This window comes from Luteolibacter pohnpeiensis, assembly GCF_016595435.1.
In the GTDB taxonomy this organism is placed as follows: Bacteria; Verrucomicrobiota; Verrucomicrobiia; order Verrucomicrobiales; family Akkermansiaceae; genus Luteolibacter; species Luteolibacter pohnpeiensis.
In genome coordinates, this window is the sequence record NZ_JAENIJ010000004.1 from 1 (window position 1) to 26,283 (window position 26,283).

Below are 26,283 nucleotides of genomic sequence, written 5' to 3' on the forward strand. Positions count from 1 at the left end.
ATGGCGGAAACCAAATCCTGGGCCAGCAGCCACACCGCCAAAGAAGCCCAAGCCCTATTTCAATGCCTGTCTCACAACCTCACCCTGCTATTTGAGCAAGCCATCCAATGCGCAGAAGGAATCGGGGACGAAGTCGAAACCAAGAAAAAGCACCGCAGACAAAAAACACGCAAGAATCGCGAAGGCGAACCCTACCAGCGAGCGAATAACTTCATCAACCAAGTCTTCCAGCGGGCCACCCAGAGGACCGTTCGATTTTTGCGATGGCTCCGCAGCTGGCTCTATCAAGAAGCTCCCTGGAGCAAAGCCTTGGCCCGCCTAACCCACATCTGGACCTGCTAAAACACAAAGTTTTCTACACCGATCCATGAAAGGCCTGTCCCTCTGTCATGAAAGGCCTGTCCCTCTGTCATGGGTTCGGAGCGGAAAAAATTCGGCGGAGTTTTCCACACCGATCTCCCGTGCCATTCAGGCTTGTCCCTCTGTCATGAGGCGGCTGTCACAGCCGTTTTCAGTCCCTTCAATTTGTCTGGGATCTTGAATTGGCACCCTGACCCAGATTTCCTATTTTCACTTATCTTGAATTTGTGAAAAATCGCGGAGTTTCATCGCAGATAGACCATTTTTTTCAAATGATTCGTAATCACACCAGAATAATCTCAGACCTACTGGCTTAAAGTCACCTGAAACCGGGTGATTTGCATCCATAAAATCTTTCTTAGAGATAATAAACTTATAAGAATTCAATGATGGGCTATCTTCTCTGTTCCTTAGTAATATAATCAGAAACTTCCAGTGCATTTTCGTCCTATTATTTCTAATCGGCAGATAATTTTTTCTGCCTTCTGTATTCACGTGAATCAGATCAAAATATGATCGACTAGGGTCAGATAAGACTATGCCATCCCCAACAATGGTGCATTCACAATCTCCGTTTGGCGTTTTAGAAAATGATATTTTTGCGGCATCGGCTTCACACCCGAGACAATTAAGAATAAGCAATAGGCCTACAAAAAGTGCTTTCATAGCGGTATTGAAGAGAAAGGTTATTGATGGGAAGAAGGATTTTTACCTTCTAGGCTGAATCCAATTTGAGCAGGAGTGAAAGTTGGTGTGCATTTCTCGACATCCCAACCATCAGTGTAAAATCGAGTAAGATAGGGAGAAACATATTCCTCCCATGGTGGAGCACCACACGAGATTAAAGCTTTAAACTCGAATAATTCTGCTGAATCTACAATCTTTTCCGCATTAGCATGGGTGCCTCTGTGGTTTGCACTTAGCCGGACACCCCGACCTGGCAATCCGTGAATGACTAAGCCAAAACTGTCATATTCGTAGTCTTTGTTACCCTTTAATTTCATGGCTGCATTTTTGACATCATCTAACGTAAGTTTGTCCGACTCTTGTATGAATGCATATGATGACGTCTTCTCGTAGCCAGCCCATTTGAGAACATCCTGCTTACTTGCATGGACAATAATCATTTTAGGTTCTTTCAGAGTTTTTCCATTCTCATCAATACGCAATATGATTGTAATCCCGTTTTTTGTGATTTTTTTGAAGTCATCGTCAGACATGTCTGTGATCATCTTCTCGAACGCAGCGGCATCCGCATTTGATTGCTGGACTAGTTGCATTTCATAATCTTTTTCTACTACATCCGGCGGGTGCCCCGGGACATCACCCACTTGAATAGCTTGTATAACTAGCCCCAACTCATCCACCTCATTCACCCCATCATTCCGAACAAAGCCATACAGATTCACCCCACCGCGCTCCTCGATGGGGTCCCTGCTTGGCCACCTGCCGGTCACCGGATCGTAGTAGCGGTAACCGTAGTAGAGCAGGCCGGTTTCTTTGTCCTGATACTTGGTCGAGAAGCCGATTGGGAAATCCAGTCCTTCATGAACCGTGATGTTGCCAAATGGATCGTATTCCTGGCGGGTGACGACTTGCTCGAGGTTTTGACATTCCACCCAGCTCACGACGTTGCCATTGCCGTCATAGCAGGGCACATAAGATCCTGATGCCGTGGCCACAGCACGAAGGCCTCCAACTCCTCCAGCTCCTTGCTCAGTGCCTGAAAGGTCGAGCCCCCAGCCATAGGATGACTTTACACCAAAGACTGCGGATGTGCTTACGGTGTATTCAACGAATAGATTCCATCCATCGTAGACAAACCGCAGGTCCTCTGAGGGCGTGGTAGCCGTGGAGCTGGTGAATACCTGCTTCCGCACCCGACGTCCCATCCAATCGGAGGTGAACAGAAGTTTCCGATAGGATACTCCGGCGGATTGGGCTGCAGTACTCGTGGTCATCGAAGCGAGGCGATTATCAGCAAATCAAACGTAATTCTAACCACCATCAGAAGTCAAGTTGTCGTTTCCGTCGTAAACCGGAAAAAATCATGAATCCCTTGCCCGCCTACCCCATATCTAAAATTGCTAAACGCAAAGTTTTCCACACCGATCTCATGAGGAAGCCTTCCTAGATTTTCTATGATTGTACTCTGAGAAACTCGTAACCATTCTGTCCGCGTGAGATATCTCTATGAGCACGAGTTTGAAAATCATATCGTAAGTCGAGGAAATTCTCGAATGAGTCTTCAATTAACCATTTTTTTTAGCATCCCGCAATTCATCTGGCGTCAACAACCTCTTTGATATCAATGACACTTCATTTTTTACTTCTTGAATAACATATAAAGCCCCATATTTTGAAAGATTATCATTTTTATCAACACAACCAATCAATACAACAATTTTAATCTGAGATTGTTTTGACCAATTTCCGACGTAGCAACTTGAACCATAAACTCGATTTATAGTTGAACTATCGACATCAAAATCTTTTAGCTCAACATCCTGCACCATCCCAGCATCAGGTATAATCGAATGAATCTCAGTAAACATTCCATCTTTACCAAGTTGATACATCAAGACTCTTCCGGTTTTCAAAAATCCGTAATTAACAACAACAAATTTATCATCTTTGGACCACTTTGCTACAAAGTCCATCAATGGCGGATTACCCAATTCCGACTGCACAAATATAGTTGCAAGATTTTTCGGCTCCTTGACACTACTTATATAATACGTCAACTCGTCAGAATCTGATTTTTCACACACAATCTTAAAACGCTTATGTGGAGAATAGAATTCATCAACCGTATCAGCCAGCACTCGATCCGCTTGACATAGAATCAATAAAAAAATGAAAATCCTGATCATCATAGAATTACTTTCTCTTTTCGGTGAAAACCGCATGAACCAGTGCGTGACTCTCTATGGACACTAATTTGAGAATCAAAACAATCTTTTAAAAAGGCCTGCCCCATTTTAAATTCCAGTGCCCAATCTCTTCGAAGATCCGGCCGTTGGTCGGGGCACTTCGGAAGCCGCGACTTCGGCGTTGCTCCCGGGTGTGGTCAATCGCTTGATTGGCTCGGGTTGCAGTTTGTTCGAAGATCGAAGACTCAAAGATGAGCCGCGTTCTCCTGCATCCCGCCAGCGGCGCGAGGTATTGGGGAAGCTAGTCATTCGAAAACCACGGGAGCACGTCCGATCCTCCCGGCGATCCGGCACAGGATCAACTGCGTTGTTCAATGGGTTTCGAAAATCCCTGAAACTACGGGGGTGCGACAATCGCATTGAACTGGCCTCCCTGCGTCAAATGCATGCTCAGCCAAACAAGCAGGCATTTCCCAGATTCCGGATCTTGAGGCATGATACGCCCATGACAACGAACAACCGCCCGGTCCTTCATGGCTTGCACCACATCACCGCCGTGACTTCACGCGCCCAAGGTAATTTGGATTTCTATACCAAAACTTTGGGAATGCGTTTGGTGAAGAAAACGGTGAACCAGGACGATGTTTCGGCCTATCACTTATTCTATGCCGATGCGATCGGCAGTGCTGGGTCTGATCTCACGTTCTTCGACTGGGGACACATTCGGCCCGTCCGTCACGGCGCGGGAACGGTCCATGAAAGCGGGCTTCGCATTTTGGGAGGTGAGGCTTCTCTGAAACTTTGGATCGAGTGGTTCGACCAACAAAACGTCAGCCACGGTGATATCGAAATCGTTTCCGGTAAGCCCACGCTTGCCTTCCAGGCCCCGGAAGGTCAGCGCTTGCGCTTGATCGCAGATGAGAAATCCACCACCGACGTGCACCCTTGGCACGGCAGCCCGGTGCCTTTGAGTGCGGCGATTGTGGGTCTCGGTTCCGTGGGAATCAGCGTTGCTGACTTTGCCCAAACTGCAGCATTTCTAACGGACGTGCTCGGATTCACCCAGAACTCCGAAGACAAGGCTCTTTTCGAAACCGGCCCAGGTGGCACCGGCGCCCAACTTCGCCTGCAAGCGTCCGACTATCGCGGCAGCGATGGCGCGGGTGGAGTGCACCACGTTGCCTGGCGGGTGCGGGACGGTGCCGAGCTGACGGCTTGGCAAGACCATTTGGAAAGCCACGGCTATCGCACCTCCGGGGAAGTGGAGCGCCATTACTTCCGCTCGCTCTACTTCCGCATCCCCGGCGGCATTCTCTTTGAAATCGCAACCGATGGCCCCGGCTTTGCGGCGGACGGCGAGGACATCGATCATCTCGGCGAAACCCTCGCCCTCCCTCCATTCCTGGAACCACGCCGTGCGTTTATCGAAGCCAATATTCAACCCTTGGATTATCAACCATCACTCCCATCCAAATCATGAATGCTGAACTTTTCAAAACGGAGTTCATCCATCGCTTTGTCCCCGCCCCTCAGGGGGCCCCGGACCAGGCCAGGACGCTGGTGCTGCTGCATGGTACCGGTGGAAACGAAAACGACCTTCTTCAACTCGGGCGCTCACTTGCGCCTGATGCGAATTTGCTCAGCCCGCGAGGTCGTGTCTCCGAACACGGCATGCCGAGATTTTTCCGCCGCCTCGCGGAAGGCGTGTTCGACGAAAAGGATTTGATCGGGCGCACCCATGAATTGGCCGAGTTCATCGGTCAAGCGGCGGCGCACTACGGGATAGCTCCAGATCGCCTGACCGCTCTTGGCTTTTCCAATGGAGCCAACATCGCGGCTAGCTTGTTGCTACTTCGGCCCGAAGTTCTATCAGGTGCCATATTGTGGCGAGCCATGGTTCCTTTGGTTCCCGATCAATCGCCGGATCTAACCGAACGAAAGATCCTTCTAACAAGCGGCACGAACGATCCAATCCTGCCACTCGAAAATGCCCGCCGTTTGGCCGGTATGTTTCGGGATGCAGGAGCGCAAATCGATCATAAAATCATCCCTGCGGGCCATCAACTCACGGAATACGATATCGATTTCACCCGTGCCTGGCTCAAAAAAAACTAATCTATCAATCACGATGCAATCTTCTCCAAATCCGATCGAAACCTTGAAAATCGTCCGACAACGATTGCTGAAATTGCATCGTGAATTGATTCACTCGGAGCGGAAGGTTTACGAACAATCCGCCGGAACCATCCCCTCCAGCGCCGCCTTTTTGGATCTTCTTACCCGGGATCCCTGGTTCGAATGGTTGCGTCCCATCAGTCAGAAAATCGCAACCATCGACGACGCGCTTGCGGATCGAAAAAATCCGCTCACCGATGAAGCCGGCCAGTTTCTAATCGATCAAGTGCGGGACTTCATGATCCCGGATGGAGCTGCCAGTGGCTTCAGACAAAATCTGGACAGCGCGATCCAGCGTGACCCGGATGTTGCCCACGCTTACGCGGAACTTCGCTCGTCGCTTTAATCCATAGCAAAAGCAAAGTTCACTTGCCGAGCTGCTCCCACCCTGCGCTTGTAGTTGGCCATGGAAAAGGCCAACTACATTCCTAAAACTTGGAATCTTCCTGACGCGATCCGCATTCGTCTGGGTGAATCAATCGGCAAGCAGCGTCTGATGAATGAGCAGGGGCATCTGCTGCTTTTGCTGCACCAAGTCCCACAGGTTGAGGAAGACGAAATTCGCCAGCCAATGGTGATTTGGAGGAATCCGGAGGGAGAATGGAAAAGCGCTCCGCTGGGCGGTGGTCTCACTGGCTTGGAAGCCCACATCGCCTCCTACCGAACCGCCATTCATCTACTCGATGAAAAAGTCGAAGCTGCCAAAACTGCCCGCGAATACTTCGATGTCATGCGTGTGGTCCACCCCCTCCAGCGTGCAACCCGGAACATGGCCAACGCCATCCAGGCCACGCGCCAGGCTTTGCCGGATCACACCCGGGTCATTACCCTTCGGGACCAAGCTGCGGATCTCGACCGCGCCATAGAGCTCGTCGCGGCCGATGCCAAAGCAGGCATGGATTTCACCATGGCGGAATCTGCCAATCAACAAGCGCATGCCGCGCATGTCGCCAACGAAGAAGCCCGGCGGCTCAACAAACTCGCGGCTTTTTTTCCTGCCACTTGCCACGATTGTTGCGGTGTTCGGCATGAATCCGCCCGAGTCCGTTTATCGCAATCAGGGTTTCTGGATTGTCCTGGTCGCAGGGATGGGGCTTGGATTTCTGGTTCACCTGTTAGTGGCTTCCAAGGAAACCAAAAATCACTGATAGCGCTGCCATTTCTCTGCCATGCGCAGCATCGATGGCTCTTCGGTTAGAAGCCGGACTTCATTGATGGGGACCCATCGGAGATCATGCGATTCATCGCTGACTACATAATTCATATCCCCCACCGCGCGCATCGCGTAGCGGACATCGTAATGGAAATGCTCCGGTTCGTCCTTTCGCGCCGGGATGCGATGAATATCGATATCCAGAATTTCCGGCGCAACCGGAACGATTTCTTTCAAGCCCGATTCCTCAAATGCCTCACGCTTGGCGACTGCCAGCACGTCAGCGTCTCCATCGGCATGACCACCGAGCTGCAGCCATAGGTTGAGTTTGCGATGATGCGTCAACAAAACCTCCGTGCCCGCTTCATTCACCAGCCATGCCGAACCCGTGACATGGCCAATCGCCAGCGATCGCTCAAAGCAATTTTCATTCGAAGCAACGAAATCCGCAAAACGACGAACCGTCTCCAATTCATCCGGATATTGGTTGCGATAGATTTCGAGTGCTTGGAGTAGTGGATTGCGATGCATTTCAATTGAGGATCGAGGGTGAGTCGTCCTGCAGCCACCGTGGTCCGATCTGCCCGTGCGATCAAGAGGAAGTGCCAGCTGATGAACAAGGCGCTTCATGATTTCGCGGAATGCATCTCAAAGAATGTTCTCCGCAAAATACAGAACTTCATTTCAAATGTCTTGTCGCAACAAATTCAATGCATTAGCTTGCCCGCCGTGTCCCCCCACCCGCATCTCGCCCGAAGGGCATTTTGCTCTTCAAGCAGCATCCCTTTCATTTCAAGGTCCCTCGCCGCGATCAGCCTGGGCGTTCTTTGCCAGGGTGCATTTCTAACTGCCTGCTTGGGCGATGAAATCCAATGGGCTGACGAGCATGGCGAGGTCGGCAAGAATTTCGATGATTCCACGGTCTCCTATCAGGTCGCCACGGATCGCAATCTGGTGACATTCCAGTTCGCGCATCAAGGCGCCAGCAGTGGGATGTTTTCCATATCCCAATGGGCGGTGAGTGATTGGCCGGAAAAAGATGGAGCGGTCGCCAACGGAGAGAACGACATCGCTCTCTCGATGTGGGGTTACTACGGCGAAGATGGAGCAGGTGAGGAAACGCTGGCAACAGATGGCGATTACGACATCTATGCGCTGACCATCAGTTTCAACACCGCGGTCGAAAACCTCACCTTTGACATCAATTCGATCAACGCTTTGATCAAAGACTCCGGCTTTAACAGTCAGGATATTCTCACCATTCAAGGGACCCTGAACGGTGAATATGTCAGTCTGCCTTCGTTGACACCCCTTGATCCGGACGACCAAGCCTACGTCATTGCAGGCGATACTTTAACCGGTGATTTCAATCATGAGCTGGTTTATAACGCTCCCGATCCCGGTCAGCATGTGACTGATAGCGGCTCGGTCCATGTGACATTCGAGACTCGTGTCGACACGATTGAAGTTGTAATGAAAAATGTGGCGACACGGCCAGATGCTGAAAATTTCCAGTCGGGCTACGTCGGAGCAAATGGTGAAACCGTGCAGTATTGGGGATTCTCCGTCGGTGATCTCACTTTCACGACCATTCCAGAACCGACGGGCTGGTGGCTAGGCTGCCTGGCAGGCTGCGGATGGATGCTACGTCGCCGCCGAAGCTGAATTTCGTTGGTGGTTTCAGGAAACCGAGCCAAGTTCCCGGGGTTGTATCGAAGACATCCCCCATGATTCCGGCTAGATTTCAGGTATCCGCGTTTGTTGGTTTATTGGTTTTCCAAGGTCTGACGGCGGATAGTCGTGGCATGGCGATCCGGGCTTACGATGCCACGCGGCATGATCGCTTCACTGGCTTCCCCGGTGCTCCGGTTTGGAATGATTCAGCCTACTATGGAAGCCGTAACTATACCGGCGTCGGTTGGTGGACAGCTCGGACGACGGAACAGTTTGCTTTGGTCTCTCCGCTGCATTTCGTCGCACCAACCCATTATCTGCCATCCATTGGAGCCACGATTCGTTTTTTGAATGCAGATGGCGAAACAGTCGATCGCACGGTTGTATCCCTAACTACGGTCGGTGGCACCGATCTGACTCTCGCGACCCTCTCCAGTCCTCTCTTGGCAGCAGATGGAGTCAGTTTTTTCCCCTATCTGGAAAAACGTTCGGAAACTTCGTATCTGGGAACCGAGCTGGTCGTGTTCGGAGCAACCGCACGAGGTGGCCGTGGGGTGATTGATCGATTTGTCAATATCACTGAGAGCGAAGAACCAACCCGGACCTTGCGTTTCACCTACAATGCCCTGATTGGCGACGACGACGATGCACAACTCCAAGTGGGAGACTCGGGCAGTCCATCCTTCGCTGTGGTCGATGACAAACCGGCGCTGGTGGGCATGCATTTCGCGATCGATGACGAGACATCATTTCAATACAATTACGACACCTTCATCCCCAATTACATCGACGAGCTCAATGAGTTGATGGCAGCGGATGGTTATCAAATGACCTCCCAATCCCCTACGGCAAGCACCGTAGCATTGGCGGAAGTCACGCCAACTTCGACCCTTCGTGTGGCGAATCCTGGAAGCATCGCATTCACCATCTCAAATCCCGGCAGCAGCACAGCCTCCAACGCCCACCTTGGAATCACCTTCCCCGCCGGCACGGGCCCGTCGAGCATCGACTCTGGCGATTGGATCGCCGAAGAGACTGGACCTGATGCATGGACGTTTCGCATCGCCACCCTGGCCCCATCGACCAGCGTCACGTTTACCGCGAATTGGGAAGCTCTGCCAGTAGCTGGAAATCTAACAGCATCGGTGACTCTCACCGCCGACGGAGCAGACCCGGCTACATTGGAAATATCCCATCCCCTAGCGGCTTCATTTGCCGGGTGGCAGCTCGAAACCGGCGATTCCGATTTGCTCGACTACGCCTTTGGTAGTCAACAGCGGCCGATCCTGGCGATTGCCGATTCCAATGTAACCATTGGATTTCCGGTTAGGACCGATTCAGCGAGCCGCGGGCTGAGTTATATTCTCGAATCATCCAGCCAACTGACTTCGGATTCCTGGACTGAGCTCGATGTGGAGAACGTCATCGATAATGACTCGACTGACGGAGAGTTTCTCCAGCGGCTCATCACATTACCACTGGAGTCTCCGAAAATGTTTTACCGGGTGCGGATCGAGCTCAACGAATGATCCCACCCGGCTAGAGTGGGATTACTTCTTGATGACCCAGATATTGCGATAGCGAACCGGATTTCCGTGGTTCTGCAAATAGATCGGGCCAGGCTCAGCGCTTTCCTTGCTCATGGCACCACCGGTAACGCCAGGAAGTTCCAGATCTTTGTGAATGATGACACCGTTGTGCTTGATCGTGACCTCGGCATTGGACTTTTTCTCACCTTTGCGATCGAACTTTGCGGCTTTGAACTCCACATCGTAAGTCTGCCAAGTCAGTGGGGAAAAACACATATTCACATCCGGCTCGGAAACCTGATAGATGCCACCGCACTCATTGTCTTTGCCTTCCAGACCGAAGCTATCAAGCATTTGAACCTCGTATCGGCCCTGCAGGTAAAGGCCGCTGTTGCCACGCTCCTGGCCGCTGGCATCCGGCATATAGGGAAGGCGGAACTCGATGTGGAGAGTGAAATCATTGAACTTCTCCGTCGAAGTCGCGCCCTGGGTTAGCAGGCCGTCTTCGGTGACACTTGAACCGGTAAAATCATTTTTGCCCTCGCCGAACAAGACGATGGCACCTTCTGGTGGTTTCTCGCCCAAAGTCGGGGATTTGCGGTCAACGCGCGCCAACTCGATCTCCTTGCCATGGCGATCGCGTTTGTGGGTGAAAAATTTCACACCGTCAGCTTCACCATTCAATCCATCTCCCTTGAAAACCACAGTGGTGGCGCCTTCTTCACGGGATCCTTCGGCATGCATCACCTTGTCCTTCTTGCCATTCCAGCCGTCACCCGGCAATCCGCCTTGGTAGCCGACCGCTTCGAATTTTCCATCACCTTTGGCGATGATCTGGATGCCGGTCTTTTTCCCGTTCATTTCCCCCGAATACTCACCTTGAATGGTGAAATCCTTGTCCGTGGAAGATGGATCCGTATAGGCCTTGTGTTCAGCTGCGGACAGAGCAAGCGGAACCAGTGGGAGCAGTGAAAAAATGAATTTCATGGGTTTTTGCAAAACGTGGTTACAAGGGCGAACCTTTCACCGGATTTATCGACCCTACCGGGATTGCCTGCAAGCCCTCAATCGGTTACCGTAATTCATGCCCTGCGACGACGATGAATCCTGCTGTTCCCGCTGTGGAGCCCCGGAGGCAAGCCCGGTAGGTGATGAATTTCTCTGCGAATCCTGCTACCAGGCAGCGGGATCCTGTTGCGGGCTTTTCGGCCGCGAACAAAAATTCACTCAAGTTGGCGGTTGATTCTTCTGGACCCATCTCAGAATAAAACGAAGCCCGGAATCCATAACTGGATGCCGGGCATTTTGAGAAATGGGGAGATTTAGAGTCTAAATCGAAATAGGTTGTTACCAACCGCCGCCGCCCTTGCGGCCTCCACCATAACCGCCGCCACCACGGCGATCTCCACCATAGCCACCGCCACCTCCACGACGATCTCCGCCATAGCCTCCGCCGCCGCCACCACCACGGCGATCTCCGCCACCAAAACCACCGGAGCGTGGTTCCTTCGGCTCAGATGCGTTCACTCGGAGCGGGCGCCCGTAGTAATCGAAGCCATTCAGTGCTTCAATTGCCGAATTCAGCTTGGATTGGTCCGCAAGTGTAACAAAGCAAAGCCCTTGGACTGCCCAGTTTCGCGATCGGTGATCACTTTGATACGCTCAACAGGTCCAAAATCGGAAAACAATGCGGTGATGTCTCCTTCGGTAGCAGAGTAGGGCAGGTTGCCTACGTAGATATCCATTTAATTCAATTCTAATGACGCGCGATTCACATTCACAAATTTGGAATCCGAGGCGTCATGGATTAAAAATAGTGCGCCCTGGCAAACAAAAGCTCCAGACCAGCTTTGCTTGTCTTCTAGATTTCGCTAAGAATCAAGAAATCATTTTTTAATTATCCTGCAATCTACGGATCGGCCGCTCACTTTAAACCGCAATCCACATTAGTTTTTGGGGAAAGCCGCACTTTAGGCTAAACTGGCTGTATGCGTTTATTGAGACAACTCATAGCATCACTTATCGTCATCGGAGCACTAGCCAATCTAGCCACCGCGCAGGATACGCTGAAAATTGGCACCCGTGAGGCACCGCCATTTGCCATGAAAGATAGCCATGGAAATTGGACCGGGCTTTCGATCGATCTCTGGAAGGAAACCGCCGGACGCATGAATCTGGACTATGAATTCCAGGAAATGCCGACTCCAGAGTCGCTTGTCGACGGCGTCCGCGATGGCAAGCTTGATGCATCAATCGCAGCTATCACCGTGACGGCAGATCGCGCCCAGAAAGTGGATTTCACGCATCCTTATTTCAACTCAGGCCTGGGGATCGTCGTCCCGGCGGCTGACGGAGGAGGTTGGTTTGGCGTGGCTAAAGCATTCTTTTCTCTCAATTTCCTGAAAGTTTTGGGCGCTCTTTCACTGGTCCTGCTCGCTGCCGGAATCGGCGTGTGGCTGTTTGAAAGGAAGAAAAATCCTGAGCAATTCGGTGGCACCACCACGAATGGCCTTGGCTCGGCGTTTTGGTGGTCTGCAGTTACGATGACTACCGTAGGATATGGTGATAAATCGCCGCAAACCCTCGGCGGCCGTCTCATCGGACTGGTTTGGATGTTTACCAGCGTGATCATCATTTCCGGTTTCACCGCCCAGATCGCCTCCTCACTCACGGTGAATCGGATCAACACGCAGATCACCGGCCCGGCTGACCTGGCTCGATTTCGGATCGCCACCGTTTCCGGGTCGATCGCCGAACAATACCTCAGCACCAACCAAGTCCCCATCGTTGAAAGCAACACCATCCAAGCCGCCCTGGAAGCGGTTAAAAATGGCAAGGCCGATGCCTGTGTCTACGATTCCGCGATCCTGAATTATGAACTTCGTGGAAATCAAGATCTCACACTCCTGCCAAGCACCTTTGACCTACGCGACTACGCCATCGCCCTCCCCTTGGGTAGCCCGCTGCGCAAACAACTCAACATTACCCTGCTGGAAATTGAGCAAAGCGACCTTTGGACGGTAATTCACAATCGGTATATCGGCACCGAATCCTGATTCCAGATTTCAAAAGCAATCGAATTAGCCGCAGACTTGATCGCATCCAAGATGGTCCCCAAATGCCCAGGAGAGGCGTCACTTTCAACTCTATGAAATGACGTCTCAGCCTGGGCAAATGATCCCACCGCCAGCTATCACCGGCCGAAGATTGTTTTCTGTGGCACCTCAATGGTGTCGTCTTCCTGCACTTTGACTGACATGTTCTCATCTTTGGTGAGATCGTAGATTTTGACCTCACCATTACGGTGCACCTTGACCCGGTTCATTGCGCCAAATGGTGTCACACCCCCAGCAGCTTGAATGGCTTGATACAGGGTTAGCTTTTTACTCATCGCCACCGGTCCCGGCCGTTTCACCTGTCCACCGACCGTGACGATTTTGGATTCTTGAGCTTCGGTCGATTTTCCCGGTTTTTCCGCAGCAACGAGCGGGGATCCGGCCAACAAACAGAGGAGGATGGGTATCTTCATGACAACATGCTGCTTACCTGATTTACTTTGCAATGCAAAGTAAATTTCTGACTTTGCGCACTTTTGTGACAGGACTGATTTCAAGTCAGTGACTTGATGGAGTGGCATGGAACGCGCTTTCTTGGACCAACCCGCCCATTCCATTTTCTTTGATTTCAACCCATCCATGAGTTCAACCCCTGACAACTGCCTGATTTATCTGGATGGCAAATGGAAGGAACTCGGATATTTGCCAACGAGTCCGGTATACAATCCTTCGCGCGGATCGATTCTCGCCCATGTACCACTCTGCGGTCCGGCCGAGGTGAATCTGGTAGTCGATTCGGCTAAACGGGCGTTTCCAAACTGGCGCGATACGCCTCCAAATGAGCGGGCACAGGTGCTTTTCAGGCTGAAAATTCTGCTAGAAGACGCCTTCGAAGAACTTTGCCTCGGAATCGCAACAGAGCATGGCAAGACATTGTCCGAAGCCCGCGGCGATTTACGACGCGGCATCGAAGTGGTGGAATTTGCCTGCGGCATCCCCACTCTCCTGATGGGAGAAAGCCTGGAAAATATCGCACGAGGCATTGATTGTCATACGGATCGGCATCCGCTCGGCGTGGTTGCGGGTATTTGTCCATTTAATTTCCCGGCCTTGGTTCCGATGTGGATGTGGCCGATCGCGATCGCCTGCGGCAACACCTTTGTCCTGAAACCGAGCGAAAAGGTCCCTCTCACGATGCAACGGGTGGTTGGTTTGTTAGAAAAAGCCGGATTGCCGCCGGGCGTCATGAACATCGTCCACGGTGGGCGTGAGTGTGTGGATGCGCTGCTTGAACACCCGGATGTCGCCGCGATCAGCTTTGTCGGTTCCACCCCGGTTGCGCGGGAAATCCATCGCAAGGCGACTTCGTTCGGCAAACGGGTCCAGGCTGCCGGTGGCGCCAAAAACTTCATCGTCCTGATGCCGGATGCCGATGTGGAAAGAACCGCCGAGGCCGTGAAAGACGGAGCGTTCGGCTGCGCCGGAGAACGCTGCATGGCGGGATCTACGGCGATTGCAGTAGGTGATGCGGGTTCAAAGCTTCTTCCCGCACTGGCGGATCTGGTAAAATCCATGAAAGTCGGCCCCACCGACTCAAACGACAGACAGCCGGACATGGGAGCTGTGATTTCCGCCAGCCATCGGGATCATGTCACAGGCCTGATCCATCGCGGGGAACAAGCTGGCGCAAAAGTTTTAGCCGATGGCAGATCCCCTCTCATCGAGGAAGCTCCGGATGGTTTTTTCCTCGGTCCTACCTTGATTGATCAAGTGGAATACGGCAATCCGCTGATGGACACGGAGGTCTTTGGCCCTGTGCTCGCGGTCATGCGTGCAAGTTCGCTGGATGACGCGATCGCTTTGGCAAATCGCCAATCCTACGGCAATGGCGCTGCTATTTTCACCAACTCTGGAAAGGCTGCCCGTGAATTCCGGCGGCAGGTCAGCGCCGGCATGATCGGCATCAACGTCGCCGTTCCAGCTCCGCTCGCCTACTTCCCATTCAGCGGATGGAACGATTCATTTTTCGGCGATCTCCATATCCAGGGAAAGGAAGGAGTCGAATTTTACACCCAACGAAAAACCACAACCACCCGATGGTTCGGATACGGCGATGGTGAAATCTGGGCCAAATAATTGATCAGCGAAACTACCACGTCACCTATGCTTTTGATTCGAAACGGCGATATTGTTACCGCCACCGACCGCTTCACTGCGGATATATTGTGCGACAACGGAGTCATCTCCGCTGTCGGGATGAACCTTGAGGTCCCGGAAGGAACTCCCGTCATCGATGCTACCGGAAAACATGTGTTCCCAGGTTTCATCGATCCTCATGTGCATGTTTATCTCCCTTTCATGGGCACCGTTTCGAAAGATAACTACGCGACTGCCAGCAAAGCCGCACTGATGGGCGGCACCACGACTCTGATCGAAATGTGTTGCCCCTCCCGAACGGAGGATCCATTGGATGCGATACGTCTGTGGAAAAGCAAAGCCGATGGCATCTCATTCTGCGATTACACCTTCCACATGGGGGTGACACGATTTGATGAAACAACCGCTGATGCCCTGCGGCATATCGTCAGCATTGAGGGCATCACTTCCTTCAAGGTTTTCCTCGCTTATAAAGGCGCGTTTGGCATTGAAGACACGGAGCTTTTCCAGACCTTGTCCTTGGCGAAAGAATTGGGAGTCGTTGTCACCGCTCATTGTGAAAACGCTGACCTGGTCGCCGAAAAGCAGAAGAAACTGATCTCAGAAGGGAAACTAGGACCGGAATGGCATGAACCATCGCGCCCGGTCACGGTGGAAGCCGGCGGATGCCGCCACCTGATGACCTATGCCGAGATGACCGGTGCTCAAGTCTACGTCGTACATACGAGCTGCATCCCCGCAGTTGAAGCGATCGAGGAAGCACGCAAGCGAGGTGTCAAAGCCTGGATAGAAACCGTTTCCCCCTATCTAACACTCGATAGCAGCTATGCCGAGTTGCCGAACTTCGAAGGCGCGAAGTTTGTGATGAGCCCGCCCATTCGTTCCCAAGAGCATGGTGATTTCCTTTGGACTGCGCTCGCGGAAGGAATCATCGACACCGTGGGCACAGACCACGCGCCATTCGACTATGCGACGCAAAAGCACATGGGCCATCCGGACCCAGCGAAATGCGTCGATGCCCATTTCCAAACCACCGGAACTCCAGGAAATTTCACCCTAATCCCAAATGGCATCCCGAGTGTCGAGGAGCGGATCAAGCTGCTCTACACGGAAGGGGTGCGGCGCGGTCGGATTGATTTGCAAACTCTCGTTCGTTGCGCGAGCACCAAGCCTGCTGAAATCTTCGGCCTTTACCCGCGCAAAGGCGCGATTGTCCCGGGAAGCGATGCCGACCTGGTCATCTGGGACCCGGAATGGCGCGGAAAAATCTCTGCAGCTACCCATTCCATGGCGACCGACTATTCGGCCTTCGAAGGCAAATCGATTGTGGGTCGTGCAGACACGGTCACCGTGCGTGGCAAAATCATGGTCCAAAATGGCGAATGGGTCGGCGAAAAGGGATGGGGGGAATTTCTCCCGCGCGAACCGAAAAAATATGGAGACTGCTAACCGATGAAAAATTCCGATCAAGTCGATGAAAAACTGATCAACGAGGATCTCGCTCCGGTCCCTCAGGAACATCGAACTTGGTCGAAGTGGAACATTGCCGCCCTGTGGGTCGGGATGGCCGTTTGCATCCCGACTTATCAAATGGCCAGCAGCATGATCGGCGGTGGCATGACCTGGTGGCAGGCCTTGCTGCTCGTCTTTCTCGGCAACCTGATCGTGCTGGTCCCGATGACGCTCAATGCTCATCCGGGAACGCGATATGGAATTCCATTCCCGGTCCTGCTACGCGCCAGCTTCGGCGTTTATGGAGCAAATATCGCCGCAATCCTTCGTGGGATCGTTGCTTGCGGCTGGTTTGGCATCCAAACCTGGATCGGAGGCGCAGCCATTTATTCCACACTGGCAATGGTCACTGGCTTTGACACCACGACGGCGATTCCCTTGCCAATGATCGGGGTGAGCATCGGTCAACTGAGCTGTTTCGTGGCCTTCTGGCTGCTCAATGTGTTTTTTATCTGGAATGGGATGAAATCCATCAAATGGCTGGAAACCATCAGCGCGCCATTCCTGTTAGTGATTGGCGTCTTACTGATGATCTGGGCGGTCACGAAAGCGAATGGCTTTGGTCCCGTTTTTTCCCAACCATCCGGCTATGCATCCAATCTCGATTTCTGGAAATCCTTCGGTGCCGGACTCACCGCCATGGTCGGCTTTTGGGCGACGCTTTCTCTGAATATCCCCGACTTTTCCCGCTTCGCCAAAAGTCAGCGAGATCAAGTCATCGGCCAAGTCGCCGGTCTGCCCACCACCATGACCTTTTACTCATTCATCGGCATCGTGGTTACCAGTGCGACGGTGATTATCTACGGCAAAGCAATTTGGGATCCAGTCGAGGTCATCAGCCGCATCGGCAGCAAGACTCTGTCCTGCACGGCTCTGGTAGCTCTGGCCATCGCGACCCTTTCCACCAACATCGCGGCAAACGTGGTATCCCCTGCGAATGATTTTTCCAACCTCTCCCCGAAGCACATCAGCTTCCGCACCGGTGGAATGATCACAGCGATCATCGGAATCTTCATCATGCCATGGAAGTTGATGGCGGATCCGAGCGGCTACATTTTCGTTTGGCTAATTGGTTACAGTGCCTTGTTAGGTCCTATCGCGGGGATCATGATTGCGGACTATTTCGTGTTCCGCAAAAAGCACCTCGAAGTCGACGCGCTGTATCAATTGAACGGGATCTATCGTTTTACCAGGGGTTACAGTTTGGCAGGGATGGCCGCGTTCATCAGCGCCGTTCTTCCGAACTTGCCTGGCTTTCTTGCCGAGGTGCGGTGGATCAATCCGGATCATGTCCCAGAGTTTTTCAAACTGATTTATCCACAGGCATGGTTCACCGGCTTTACCATCGCCATGCTGGCTTATTTGCTATTTCGTAAAATATCACCCGCGCCCATCCGGTCATGATCGATCTTCCTCCATTTGACTACACCCCCATGCCTTACACCGGTCCATCACCGGAGGAAATTCTATTACTACGCAAGCAGTATGTAAATCCGGCGATATTCCATTACTACAAAAAGCCGATCACCATCGTCGAGGGGAAGGGACAATATCTTTTCGACGAAACCGGGCGCAGGTATCTGGATGGATTTGGCGGCATCGTGACCGTCAGTGTCGGACATTGTCATCCTGAGGTTCTTGCGGCGACCCAACTCCAGAACGAGACGATCCAGCATACCACCACCATTTATTTAAACCCGCAGATCGCGCTCTATGCCAAAGAGCTCGCGGCGAAAATGCCAGGGGATCTGAAAGTCTGTTATTTCGTCAACTCGGGCTCGGAAGCGAATGATTTAGCCATCCTCATGGCTCGTGCTTACACCCAGAATTATGATGTGATCGCACTGCGCAATGCCTACCATGGCGGAAGTCCGAGCGCGATGGCTCTCACATCCCATCACACCTGGAAGTTCAATGTCCCGCATTCGCATGGAGTCCATCACGCAATGATGCCGGACACCTATCGAGGCCTCTATGGATCAGCAGATCCAGATGCTGGGAAAAAATATGCGGCCGACATCGGCGAGACCGTCCGCTTCGCCACTTCAGGGAAAATTGCCGCGTTCATCGCGGAGTCGATCCAAGGAGTCGGAGGCACGGTGGTGTTTCCAGACGGCTATCTAAAGCATGCTTATGAGCAGGCACGATCATTCGGAGGGCTCTGCATTGCCGATGAAGTCCAGGCTGGCTTTGGCCGCACCGGCACTCATTTCTGGGGATTCGAAACCCAGGACGCGATCCCAGACATCGTCACCATGGCAAAAGGAATCGGCAACGGATGTCCCCTCGCCGCCGTCGTCACCACACCTGAGATCGCGCAGGCACTGGCAACCCGGATCCATTTCAACACATTCGGAGGCAATCCCGTCTCCATGGCACAGGGGCGCGCGGTACTTCGGGTGATTGAGCAAGAACATCTCCAGCAGAATTCGCTTGAGATCGGCAGTTATCTAACATCTGGCCTGCATAAGCTTTCGCAAAAACACACGATCATCGGCGATGTGCGCGGCAAGGGGCTGATGCTAGGGGTTGAGTTGGTCAAAGACCGGGATAGCAAAGCACCCGCCAGTGCCGAGTGCGCGGAGGTCTTTGAGCGTTGCAAAGAGCTTGGCCTGCTCATCGGTAAAGGCGGACTTTATGGAAACACCCTGCGCATCAAGCCACCGATGTGCATCCATCGCGCGGACGCAGATTTCATGCTCGCCGTTCTCGATGAAGTTTTTTCCAGCATCTAACCCATCATGCTGACTTCCGGCGGAACATGATGGCCGCGGTAGTCAGGGTGAAACTGCTGATAATCGCAAGCGGAACGATGACGCTGATGATTCGATCCAACGAAGCATCTTTCAAAAACACACCCTTCACAATTTCCACAAAGTGCCGGACCGGATTGGGCCACGAAAGGATCTGGAGCCAATGAGGCATGTTCTCGACTGGGGATGAAAAGCCAGACAGGAGAATCGCCGGCATCATGAAGGCGAATGCTCCCAGAAATGCCTGCTGTTGGGTTTTGCTCAGAGCCGAAATCAACAGCCCCACTCCGATTAGCGCGAGAGAGTAGAAAAACATCCCCCCATAAAGCAGCAACAAACTGCCCCGGAATGGAACCTGATAGATGAATACGGCCACAACCAGGATCATGGTTGCCTGAATAAAACTCACCATGATCGCCGGAACCGCTTTACCGATCATGATCATCTCAGGAGTGAGTGGGGAAACCATCAATTGATCAAAGGTCCCCTGTTCGCGTTCTCGGGCAACCGATAGAGCGGTGATGATCAATGCGCCAATCGTCGTGATGATTGCCACCAGATTGGGCAGGATGTAATTCACATAGTCCAGATTCGAGTTGAACCAGAATCGAGGAACCATTTCCGTGGGCAGAACACGACCGGCGGTCTTGGCACGATCTTTGGAGAACTGCTCGACGATGTTCTGGAAATACCCGAAAGCAATCTGCGAACTGTTCGATCTCCGGCCATCCAGCACGACCTGGATCGGAGAATCCTCGCCCGCCGCGAGTTTTCGCGAAAAATCCGGCGGAATCCGCACCGCCAGCAAAGCCTTTCGTTTGGCGATGACCTCTTCGACTTGGTCCTGGCTTTGAACTGATAGAAATTGAGTAAAGGCTCCCGATGACGCGCAGCGCTGCATCAGTTCGACGGCAGCGGTTCCTTGATCTTCGTTGTAGATCGCAATCGACGCGTTCTTCACCTCCAGCGTTGCCGCGAACGGAAATAGCAAACATTGCATCACAACAGGCATGAACAACAGCACGCGCCCCGAACGATCGTTGAATAACGACTGAAGTTCTTTACGGATCAATGATCCGACACGGCGAAAGAAATTCATTCCATCCTCCTTCTGGTAAGTTTAGCGGTTAACCCAATGAACAGAGCGGAAGACGCCATGAGCATGAGAATATCCGGCAGCAGCACACTCCAGAGTGAACCCGCCTGAAAGATGGTCTGCATGGAGCTTACGAAATACCGCGCAGGAATCAGATGCGTCACCCCACGAAGAAATGGCGGCATACTAGAAATTTCGTAGATAAATCCCGATAACATCATCGCCGGCAAAAACGCCGCATTCAAGGCAGCCTGCGCAGCGTTGAATTGATTGCGGGTCGCAGTTGAAATCGCCAACCCGATGCCCAGCACGCTGAACAAAAAGAAGCTCCCCACCATACTCAATGCCAGAATCCCCCCACGAAACGGGACACGCAGCCCCCAGTGCGCGACGCCGACGCAAAGCAACAATGAAACCATGCCCAGCACATAGTAAGGAATCACCTTGCTAAGCAGAAGCTCCGCCCTCGTAACAGGCGAGGCCAGCAACGCCTCCATGGTCCCACGCTCCCATTCACGCGCGACCACCAGAGATGTTAGAAGGGCGCCGATCACGGTCATGATCACGGTGATCGATCCGGGAATCAGGAAGTTCCGACTCTCCGCAGATGGGTTGAACCAATATCGTGGTTCCAGCACAATATCCCGCTGCAATTTCGTCCCATGATCATCAGCGCGCTCCAGTTGCCAAGACTGCCACACTCCACTGACCGTGGAATTGACGAACTGGGCGATGTTCGGTTCGGAACCGTCCGCCACTAGCTGGACCGGGGCAGTATCCGATGCGTTTTCAAGACGCTTGGTGAAATCCTGGGGAATGATGACAAAGCCGCGGATCTGTGAATCGACCAGGCTTTTTTCCATAAGTTCACGCGACTGAAAGCTTCTAACATCCAACCAAGCCGAATGGCGCATCGCGGAAACAAAGGCATGGGCGTCTTTGCCGGAATCCTCATTCAGGACGCCGATTCTCAAGCGCGACGAGTCCAGATTGATCCCATAGCCGAAAATCAAAAGCATGATGACGGGCAATACAAATGCGATCAGATTGCTGCTGGGATCGCGGAATATCTGCAGGGTTTCTTTCCAACAAAGCGCCTTAAGACGTCGCAACGAAATCGATTTCATCAACGGTCCTTTCCAGTCACGAGCTCTATAAATGCATCCTCCATGGTCGGGTCAGGCATCTCATCGGTCGCCACCATTTCCTTCAGTTCATCGGGGGTGCCGTTGGCGATCAGTTGTCCGCGGTAGATCAGGCCGATGCGGTCACAATACTCCGCCTCATCCATGAAGTGAGTCGTGACCATCACGGTGACTCCGCGCTCCACCAGACCATTGATGTGTGTCCAGAACTCCCGGCGCGTCACGGGATCCACTCCCGATGTGGGTTCATCAAGGAAAAGAATATCCGGTTCATGCATCACCGAACAGGCCAATGCCAAGCGTTGCTTGTAGCCCAGCGAGAGAGAATCGGTCCGGGCATTCCGGAATGGGCCGAGGTGGAAGATCTCCTCCATTTCCGAACATTTCTGCATTTGCGATTTACCATGCAGACCGTAGATGCCGGAGAAAAACTCAAGGTTCTGGCGCACGGTGATGCCTGCATACAGCGAAAATTTCTGCGCCATGTAGCCAAGACGCTGACGGGCCTTTCCGGCGCTCTTCCGCAAATCCAGACCGACAACCACCGCTTGTCCAGAGGTGGGGACCAACAGCCCGCACATCATCTTGAAGGTGGTCGATTTACCCGCGCCGTTTGGCCCTAACAAACCATAGATCTCACCGCGATGCACATCGAAGGTGACATGATCGGTTGCTGTGAAATCACCGAATTTCTTGGTCAAATCAACCGCCTGAATCACTGTGTTCCCGTCATGGGGAATCTCCCGCAAATGACGGGCTAGAATCGATTGCCCATCCGGCCCACCGCCGAGACGATCAATGAATGCGTCTTCGAATCGCGGTGCGACTTCCACCCAGCGAGCGGATTCACCGGCACCGATTTCCTCTGGCGGAAAGGGCTGGGCGTGATCGGTTAGAATCAGCCGCAAGTTGTGGCCTTGAATGGTCCCGTCACTCACTTCATCCCGCGCAAGGGCTTTTGCCAGCAATGGCCGCTTGCGGGTGTTCAGATTCTTCAAATGAAAGGAACGACCTTTCAGCGGTGCAGTCATCGCCGCTGGGGTGCCATCGAACAACAACTTGCCCTCATTCAGCACCAAGGTCGTGCCGCACATTTCCGCTTCGTCCAGGTATGCCGTACTCCACACCACGGCGATCCCTTGGTTCACCAAATCCTCCACCATCTTCCAGAGCTCTTTGCGGGAAATGGGGTCCACCCCGACGCCCGGCTCATCTAACAACAACAGCTTCGGCTTGCCTAACAGGGCACACGCGAGGCCGAGTTTTTGTTTCATCCCGCCCGAGAGTTTTCCGGCAAATCGGGTGGTGAACCTCTTCAAGTCGGTAAACTGCAGCAATCGCTCGAATGTTTCATCACGTTCAGCCCCAACCACATTGCGTAAATCCGCATGCAGGTTGAGATTCTCGATCACCGTCAGATCCTCATACAATCCGAACTTTTGCGGCATGTAGCCGATATCACTGCGGACCGTGGCAACATCTTTTACCGGATCGACTCCCAGCGTTTCGACCTCGCCCGCATCAGCAGCGAGCAGCCCTGCGATGATCCGGAGGAGCGTGGTTTTTCCCGCACCATCCGGCCCCGCCAATCCAGTGATCACGCCGGTCCGGATTTCTCCGGTCACTCCATCCAGCGCGGGATTTTTCATTCCTTCGAATGACTTCCCCACATTGCGGAAACTGACAACGATGTCTGACATCAGTTGTGGGATGGATCGAGTGAAACCGTGACCGGCATCCCTTGGCGAAGGGTCCCATCGGAATCTGAAACCACCACCCGCAAGCGATACACCAAGGAGGTTCGAAGGTCCGGCGTTTCCACCGATTTCGGGGTGAATTCGGCTCGTGGCGAAACGAAACCCACACGACCGTGAAACACATGGTCCGGCTGACTATCCGATTTAAGCAAAACCGCTGTCCCCGGCGAGACCTGCCCAAGCTCTGACTCCGTCACGTATGCACGCACCCAGACTGGATCTTCCAACGAAATGGAAAGCACTGTGGTTCCTGCCTGCACGATCGCCCCGGGTTCGAGGGCACGGGTAAGCAAGATGCCGTCGGCTGGTGCATGAAGTTCCACGTCATCCAATCGGGTTTGCGCGATATCCAGTGCTGCTTTGGCTTGGGCAACCTGTGCCTTGGCCGCTTCGATTTCTTCGACGCGATATCCGCTTTCGAGTTGTTTCAGATTTTCCTTCGACACCCGGAGCTTTTCGGTTGCGACGTCGAAATTCGTCTGGGCATCATCGAGTGCTTGTTGCGACACCCCACCGCCTGAAACGAGTTCCTTTTGCCGGACCAAATTTCGATTTGCTCCTTCGAGTGACGCTTCACTCTCCGCCATCGTGGCACGAGCTTGCTCGATTTCTTCAGTGCGGTAACCCGCTTGCTTCAATTGCAGTTCCGCCTCGGCACTTTGAAGAGACGCTTTGGCTTGCGCCAACTCATGTTGATAGGGAACGGCGTCCAAGGTGGCGAGCAGCTCGCCTTTCTTCACGGGATCCCCTTCATCCTTGATGACTTCCTGCACGCGACCCGCCACCCGAAAGCCGAGATCGACCCCGCGGATATCGACGTTCCCGTAAAGTTTCAGCGGCTCATGAGCGGCCTCGTATTTGCTGTAAAAATGCCAGCCAACTGCACCGGCGGCGACTAACAGAATCAGTGGAATGATGATCTTTTTCACTGCGCTTTTCCTTTCGCTTGAAGTCCCTTGCAGATGAGTTCGATGTGCTCGTCCACCACGGCGGAAATCATCTCACCATGCTTGCGTTCGAGTTTTTCGAGACCCAGGCGCCGCAAAATCGTTGCGCGCGCGACGTTGAAAGCCATCACCTGGCCAAAGAGTGCATGCGTGCGGATCACGGCTTCCGTCGATTCCGCCTCCAGACCTGTCGCCATTGCCAGAAGCTGGGTAAAAGTCCGGTGTAGCGGATTTAATCCGTTTTCATACAAATGGTTAAAGACCGTGCTCGGCTTGGCTTGCTCACGCATGATCACATTCCGCAGTTTGCCGATTTCTGCCCGCTCAATGTTCTCCATCAGAAGCGTAGTCAGCATGCGTTGCAGCAATTTACAGGCTGCATCGGGATCATCCTTCCCACTTTGCAGCAGAACGGTGGCTTCCTCATTGATTCCTCCGAAAGCTTTCCAAATGTAACCCAGAATGCCATCCAGCACCTCTTCATACAGCTTCTCCTTGTTGCCGAAATAGTAGGAGATTGCCGCCACATTTTGCCCGGCAGCGCTCGCAATATCCCGGACGGAAGCGCCATCGTAGCCCTTTTCCCCGATTTTCTCCAACGCTGCGAGCAGCAGTTTATGCCGCGCTTGCTCACCTTTCGTCGGAGCCGGATCAAACAGAAAATTTGCGTTCACGACCGAATCTTATACGACCGATTAAGAAAAACAAACAAATGTGTAATTTTTTATCAAAAAAAGTCCGATTTGTGAAAATTCGCCGTCATTTAAGCTGTTTCCGCAGAGCCGGAAGGAAGTCGTTCATTGCGGTGAATCCAGATGCTTTGGACGAGTCCCAGCATGAACATGCAGATCACAATGAAGGTGCCCGAATAGCTCACCAGAGGCATCGGAATCCCGGTAATGGGCATCAGCAGGACGCACATTCCTATACTCTCAAACAAGTGGGCAAAAAACATCGCCACCACCAAAGAGGCGATCAAGCGCCCGCTGACATCCCGGCTGTAGAAAGCAACGAATAACCCCTGGACCAGCAGCAGGAGAAACGCGCTCAGCAGCAAAAGGCTGCCGCGAAATCCCTGCTCCTCCGCAATCACGCCGAAAATGTAGTCGTTGTGAGCGGTATCTTTGGGAATGTAGCCGTTGTCCATCAAGGTTCCGGCAGATTTCCAGCCACTTCCTTTCCAGCCCGACTTCCCAACCGCCATGGAGACGTAATATGGGCCGTAGGCATCCCCCTTGGTATTCACGTCCTGCCCTTGGAGCATTCTCAACCAGGTATCAATCCGAGCCGGTCCCCGTTCGGACACCATTGGCAAAATGATGAAATACAGGATGGGGATAAATCCCGCACCGATCAGCGTCATGAACGATAAATAGCGGAATGGAGCACCACCGACCAACAAGGCGACGACGGCAACCGGCAGCCAAACCAAGGCCGAACCCATATCCTCCATCTTCACCACCAGGAAAAACGGAATCATTGAGATCACTCCAATGACGCCGATCCGGACCATCGGTGCGTTGAAAAACCGATGCAGCTTTGGCAAATCCTGCACCAGCCAGGCGATCAAGAGAATCCCCGAAGTGATTCCCAGATATGCAGGCTGAAACTGGAATCCGAACAGATCAATCCGGTGAACGTTCTCCTTCTGCACCATCGCCATGAACAGCAAACCCAGACTGATCAGATAAGCAGGCAGTCCCAACCAGCGGACCCAGCGGTAATCCACCAAGGCGGTCACGAAATAAACGACGCTGCCAAAAAGGATCCAATATTTTTGCATCTCCGCATAATAGGCACCGGCAGAGCCGTATTTGGCCAATTGCGCCGGATTCATCAGATTAATGTTCCGGGCCGCGCTCTCGATCATGAAGACGCCGAAGATGAGGAGCCCGTACATCACCAGCACGAGCACCCAGTTCATGCCTAGAATTTTCTTGAGAAACGGTGTCATAAATCGGCCTGAAGGCGACCATACGTTCCCAAGCCGTTGTGGCAAGCAAGGGCTCGACCCAACATCGCGAAATCAACGCTGACCCGGCAATTGATTCAATTTGGCACTTCTCTCAGCCCCGGCTGTGGGTTCAAATCCAAGT

At 52.8% G+C, this 26,283-nt stretch carries 26 protein-coding genes; 12 read left to right on the forward strand and 14 right to left on the reverse strand.

What is annotated here, in order from left to right:
- On the forward strand, window positions 1–342 hold a 342-nt coding region (locus tag JIN85_RS03260; protein WP_200267623.1), incomplete at its 5' end, for a hypothetical protein.
- 228 nt (window positions 343–570) lie between these two features.
- Here JIN85_RS03260 and JIN85_RS03265 read toward each other — a convergent pair.
- The 3 genes from JIN85_RS03265 to JIN85_RS03275 all read right to left on the reverse strand — a co-directional run bounded on the left by JIN85_RS03265 (window position 571) and on the right by JIN85_RS03275 (window position 3,236).
- Window positions 571–1,026: a hypothetical protein gene (locus JIN85_RS03265; RefSeq protein WP_200267625.1), complete on the reverse strand. Its 456-nt coding sequence runs from the start codon at window positions 1,024–1,026 to the stop codon at window positions 571–573.
- Between the two features lie 20 nt (window positions 1,027–1,046).
- The gene (locus tag JIN85_RS03270; protein ID WP_200267627.1) at window positions 1,047–2,321 is read right to left on the reverse strand and encodes an RHS repeat-associated core domain-containing protein; all 1,275 of its coding nucleotides are present in this window, start codon (window positions 2,319–2,321) and stop codon (window positions 1,047–1,049) included.
- Window positions 2,322–2,612: 291 nt separating this feature from the next.
- The gene (locus JIN85_RS03275; RefSeq protein WP_200267629.1) at window positions 2,613–3,236 is read right to left on the reverse strand and encodes a hypothetical protein; all 624 of its coding nucleotides are present in this window, start codon (window positions 3,234–3,236) and stop codon (window positions 2,613–2,615) included.
- Between the two features lie 502 nt (window positions 3,237–3,738).
- On the opposite strand from JIN85_RS03275, the gene JIN85_RS03280 reads away from it, so the two are divergent.
- From JIN85_RS03280 to JIN85_RS03295, 4 genes are read left to right on the forward strand one after another with little or no spacing between them, the layout of a single operon-like run.
- Window positions 3,739–4,713 (forward strand): ring-cleaving dioxygenase, encoded by a 975-nt coding sequence (locus JIN85_RS03280; RefSeq protein ID WP_200267631.1) that lies wholly within the window; start codon window positions 3,739–3,741, stop codon window positions 4,711–4,713.
- Entirely contained in the window at window positions 4,710–5,348 is a 639-nt protein-coding gene (locus JIN85_RS03285; RefSeq protein WP_200267633.1) for an alpha/beta hydrolase, read from the forward strand. The genes JIN85_RS03280 and JIN85_RS03285 overlap by 4 nt, the downstream gene beginning before the upstream one ends.
- Window positions 5,349–5,361: 13 nt before the next feature.
- Window positions 5,362–5,754 carry a hypothetical protein gene (locus JIN85_RS03290; RefSeq protein ID WP_200267635.1) on the forward strand — a complete coding sequence of 131 codons (393 nt, stop codon included), beginning with the start codon at window positions 5,362–5,364 and terminating at the stop codon, window positions 5,752–5,754.
- A gap of 60 nt (window positions 5,755–5,814) precedes the next feature.
- Complete coding sequence (locus tag JIN85_RS03295) at window positions 5,815–6,606, forward strand: hypothetical protein (RefSeq protein ID WP_200267637.1); 792 nt, start codon at window positions 5,815–5,817, stop codon at window positions 6,604–6,606.
- On the opposite strand, the gene JIN85_RS03300 is transcribed toward JIN85_RS03295, so the two are convergent.
- Entirely contained in the window at window positions 6,550–7,191 is a 642-nt protein-coding gene (locus JIN85_RS03300; protein WP_200267639.1) for an NUDIX hydrolase, read from the reverse strand. The genes JIN85_RS03295 and JIN85_RS03300 overlap by 57 nt on opposite strands.
- Before the next feature lie 90 nt (window positions 7,192–7,281).
- Between JIN85_RS03300 and JIN85_RS03305 the strand changes: the two genes are divergently transcribed.
- Window positions 7,282–8,226 (forward strand): hypothetical protein, encoded by a 945-nt coding sequence (locus JIN85_RS03305; RefSeq protein WP_200267640.1) that lies wholly within the window; start codon window positions 7,282–7,284, stop codon window positions 8,224–8,226.
- A 62-nt stretch (window positions 8,227–8,288) separates the two neighbouring features.
- Entirely contained in the window at window positions 8,289–9,764 is a 1,476-nt protein-coding gene (locus JIN85_RS03310) for a hypothetical protein (protein ID WP_200267641.1), read from the forward strand.
- Window positions 9,765–9,785: 21 nt separating this feature from the next.
- Here the strand turns inward: JIN85_RS03310 and JIN85_RS03315 are convergent, their stop codons facing one another.
- The 3 genes from JIN85_RS03315 to JIN85_RS21220 all read right to left on the reverse strand — a co-directional run bounded on the left by JIN85_RS03315 (window position 9,786) and on the right by JIN85_RS21220 (window position 11,509).
- Window positions 9,786–10,751 carry a 3-keto-disaccharide hydrolase gene (locus JIN85_RS03315; protein ID WP_200267642.1) on the reverse strand — a complete coding sequence of 322 codons (966 nt, stop codon included), beginning with the start codon at window positions 10,749–10,751 and terminating at the stop codon, window positions 9,786–9,788.
- Between the two features lie 360 nt (window positions 10,752–11,111).
- The gene (locus tag JIN85_RS21215; protein ID WP_234047212.1) at window positions 11,112–11,291 is read right to left on the reverse strand and encodes a hypothetical protein; all 180 of its coding nucleotides are present in this window, start codon (window positions 11,289–11,291) and stop codon (window positions 11,112–11,114) included.
- A 53-nt stretch (window positions 11,292–11,344) separates the two neighbouring features.
- Window positions 11,345–11,509 (reverse strand): RNA recognition motif domain-containing protein, encoded by a 165-nt coding sequence (locus tag JIN85_RS21220; protein ID WP_234047213.1) that lies wholly within the window; start codon window positions 11,507–11,509, stop codon window positions 11,345–11,347.
- A gap of 252 nt (window positions 11,510–11,761) precedes the next feature.
- Here JIN85_RS21220 and JIN85_RS03325 point away from each other — a divergent pair, with 252 nt between their 5' ends.
- Window positions 11,762–12,820 (forward strand): transporter substrate-binding domain-containing protein, encoded by a 1,059-nt coding sequence (locus JIN85_RS03325; protein ID WP_325108115.1) that lies wholly within the window; start codon window positions 11,762–11,764, stop codon window positions 12,818–12,820.
- 137 nt (window positions 12,821–12,957) lie between these two features.
- Here the strand turns inward: JIN85_RS03325 and JIN85_RS03330 are convergent, their stop codons facing one another.
- Window positions 12,958–13,461, reverse strand: a complete 504-nt coding sequence (locus JIN85_RS03330; protein WP_200267644.1) for a polysaccharide biosynthesis/export family protein — start codon at window positions 13,459–13,461, stop codon at window positions 12,958–12,960.
- Between JIN85_RS03330 and JIN85_RS03335 the strand changes: the two genes are divergently transcribed.
- The 4 genes from JIN85_RS03335 to JIN85_RS03350 are packed head-to-tail and all read left to right on the forward strand — an operon-like array spanning window position 13,460 to window position 19,224.
- Window positions 13,460–14,956 (forward strand): CoA-acylating methylmalonate-semialdehyde dehydrogenase, encoded by a 1,497-nt coding sequence (locus JIN85_RS03335; protein WP_200267645.1) that lies wholly within the window; start codon window positions 13,460–13,462, stop codon window positions 14,954–14,956. The two genes, JIN85_RS03330 and JIN85_RS03335, sit on opposite strands and share 2 nt — an antisense overlap.
- A 27-nt stretch (window positions 14,957–14,983) precedes the next feature.
- A complete protein-coding gene (hydA, locus tag JIN85_RS03340) occupies window positions 14,984–16,426 on the forward strand; it encodes a dihydropyrimidinase (protein WP_200267646.1) in 1,443 nt (480 codons plus the stop codon).
- A gap of 3 nt (window positions 16,427–16,429) precedes the next feature.
- Complete coding sequence (locus tag JIN85_RS03345; protein ID WP_200267647.1) at window positions 16,430–17,893, forward strand: NCS1 family nucleobase:cation symporter-1; 1,464 nt, start codon at window positions 16,430–16,432, stop codon at window positions 17,891–17,893.
- Window positions 17,890–19,224, forward strand: coding sequence for an aspartate aminotransferase family protein (locus JIN85_RS03350; RefSeq protein ID WP_200267649.1), 1,335 nt, complete (start codon window positions 17,890–17,892; stop codon window positions 19,222–19,224). The genes JIN85_RS03345 and JIN85_RS03350 overlap by 4 nt, the downstream gene beginning before the upstream one ends.
- Before the next feature lie 4 nt (window positions 19,225–19,228).
- On the opposite strand, the gene JIN85_RS03355 is transcribed toward JIN85_RS03350, so the two are convergent.
- From JIN85_RS03355 to JIN85_RS03380, 6 genes are all read right to left on the reverse strand, one after another.
- Complete coding sequence (locus JIN85_RS03355; RefSeq protein ID WP_200267651.1) at window positions 19,229–20,341, reverse strand: ABC transporter permease; 1,113 nt, start codon at window positions 20,339–20,341, stop codon at window positions 19,229–19,231.
- Window positions 20,338–21,465 carry an ABC transporter permease gene (locus JIN85_RS03360; RefSeq protein WP_200267653.1) on the reverse strand — a complete coding sequence of 376 codons (1,128 nt, stop codon included), beginning with the start codon at window positions 21,463–21,465 and terminating at the stop codon, window positions 20,338–20,340. The genes JIN85_RS03355 and JIN85_RS03360 overlap by 4 nt, the downstream gene beginning before the upstream one ends.
- A complete protein-coding gene (locus tag JIN85_RS03365) occupies window positions 21,465–23,183 on the reverse strand; it encodes an ATP-binding cassette domain-containing protein (protein ID WP_200267655.1) in 1,719 nt (572 codons plus the stop codon). Before JIN85_RS03365 ends, JIN85_RS03360 begins: the two co-directional genes overlap by 1 nt.
- On the reverse strand, window positions 23,183–24,169 hold the full coding sequence (hlyD, locus tag JIN85_RS03370; protein ID WP_200267657.1) for a secretion protein HlyD: 987 nt from the start codon (window positions 24,167–24,169) through the stop codon (window positions 23,183–23,185). Before hlyD ends, JIN85_RS03365 begins: the two co-directional genes overlap by 1 nt.
- Complete coding sequence (locus JIN85_RS03375; RefSeq protein WP_200267659.1) at window positions 24,166–24,861, reverse strand: CerR family C-terminal domain-containing protein; 696 nt, start codon at window positions 24,859–24,861, stop codon at window positions 24,166–24,168. The genes hlyD and JIN85_RS03375 overlap by 4 nt, the downstream gene beginning before the upstream one ends.
- 89 nt (window positions 24,862–24,950) lie before the next feature.
- Window positions 24,951–26,111, reverse strand: a complete 1,161-nt coding sequence (locus JIN85_RS03380) for an FtsW/RodA/SpoVE family cell cycle protein (RefSeq protein ID WP_200267661.1) — start codon at window positions 26,109–26,111, stop codon at window positions 24,951–24,953.
- Window positions 26,112–26,283 lie beyond the last annotated feature (172 nt).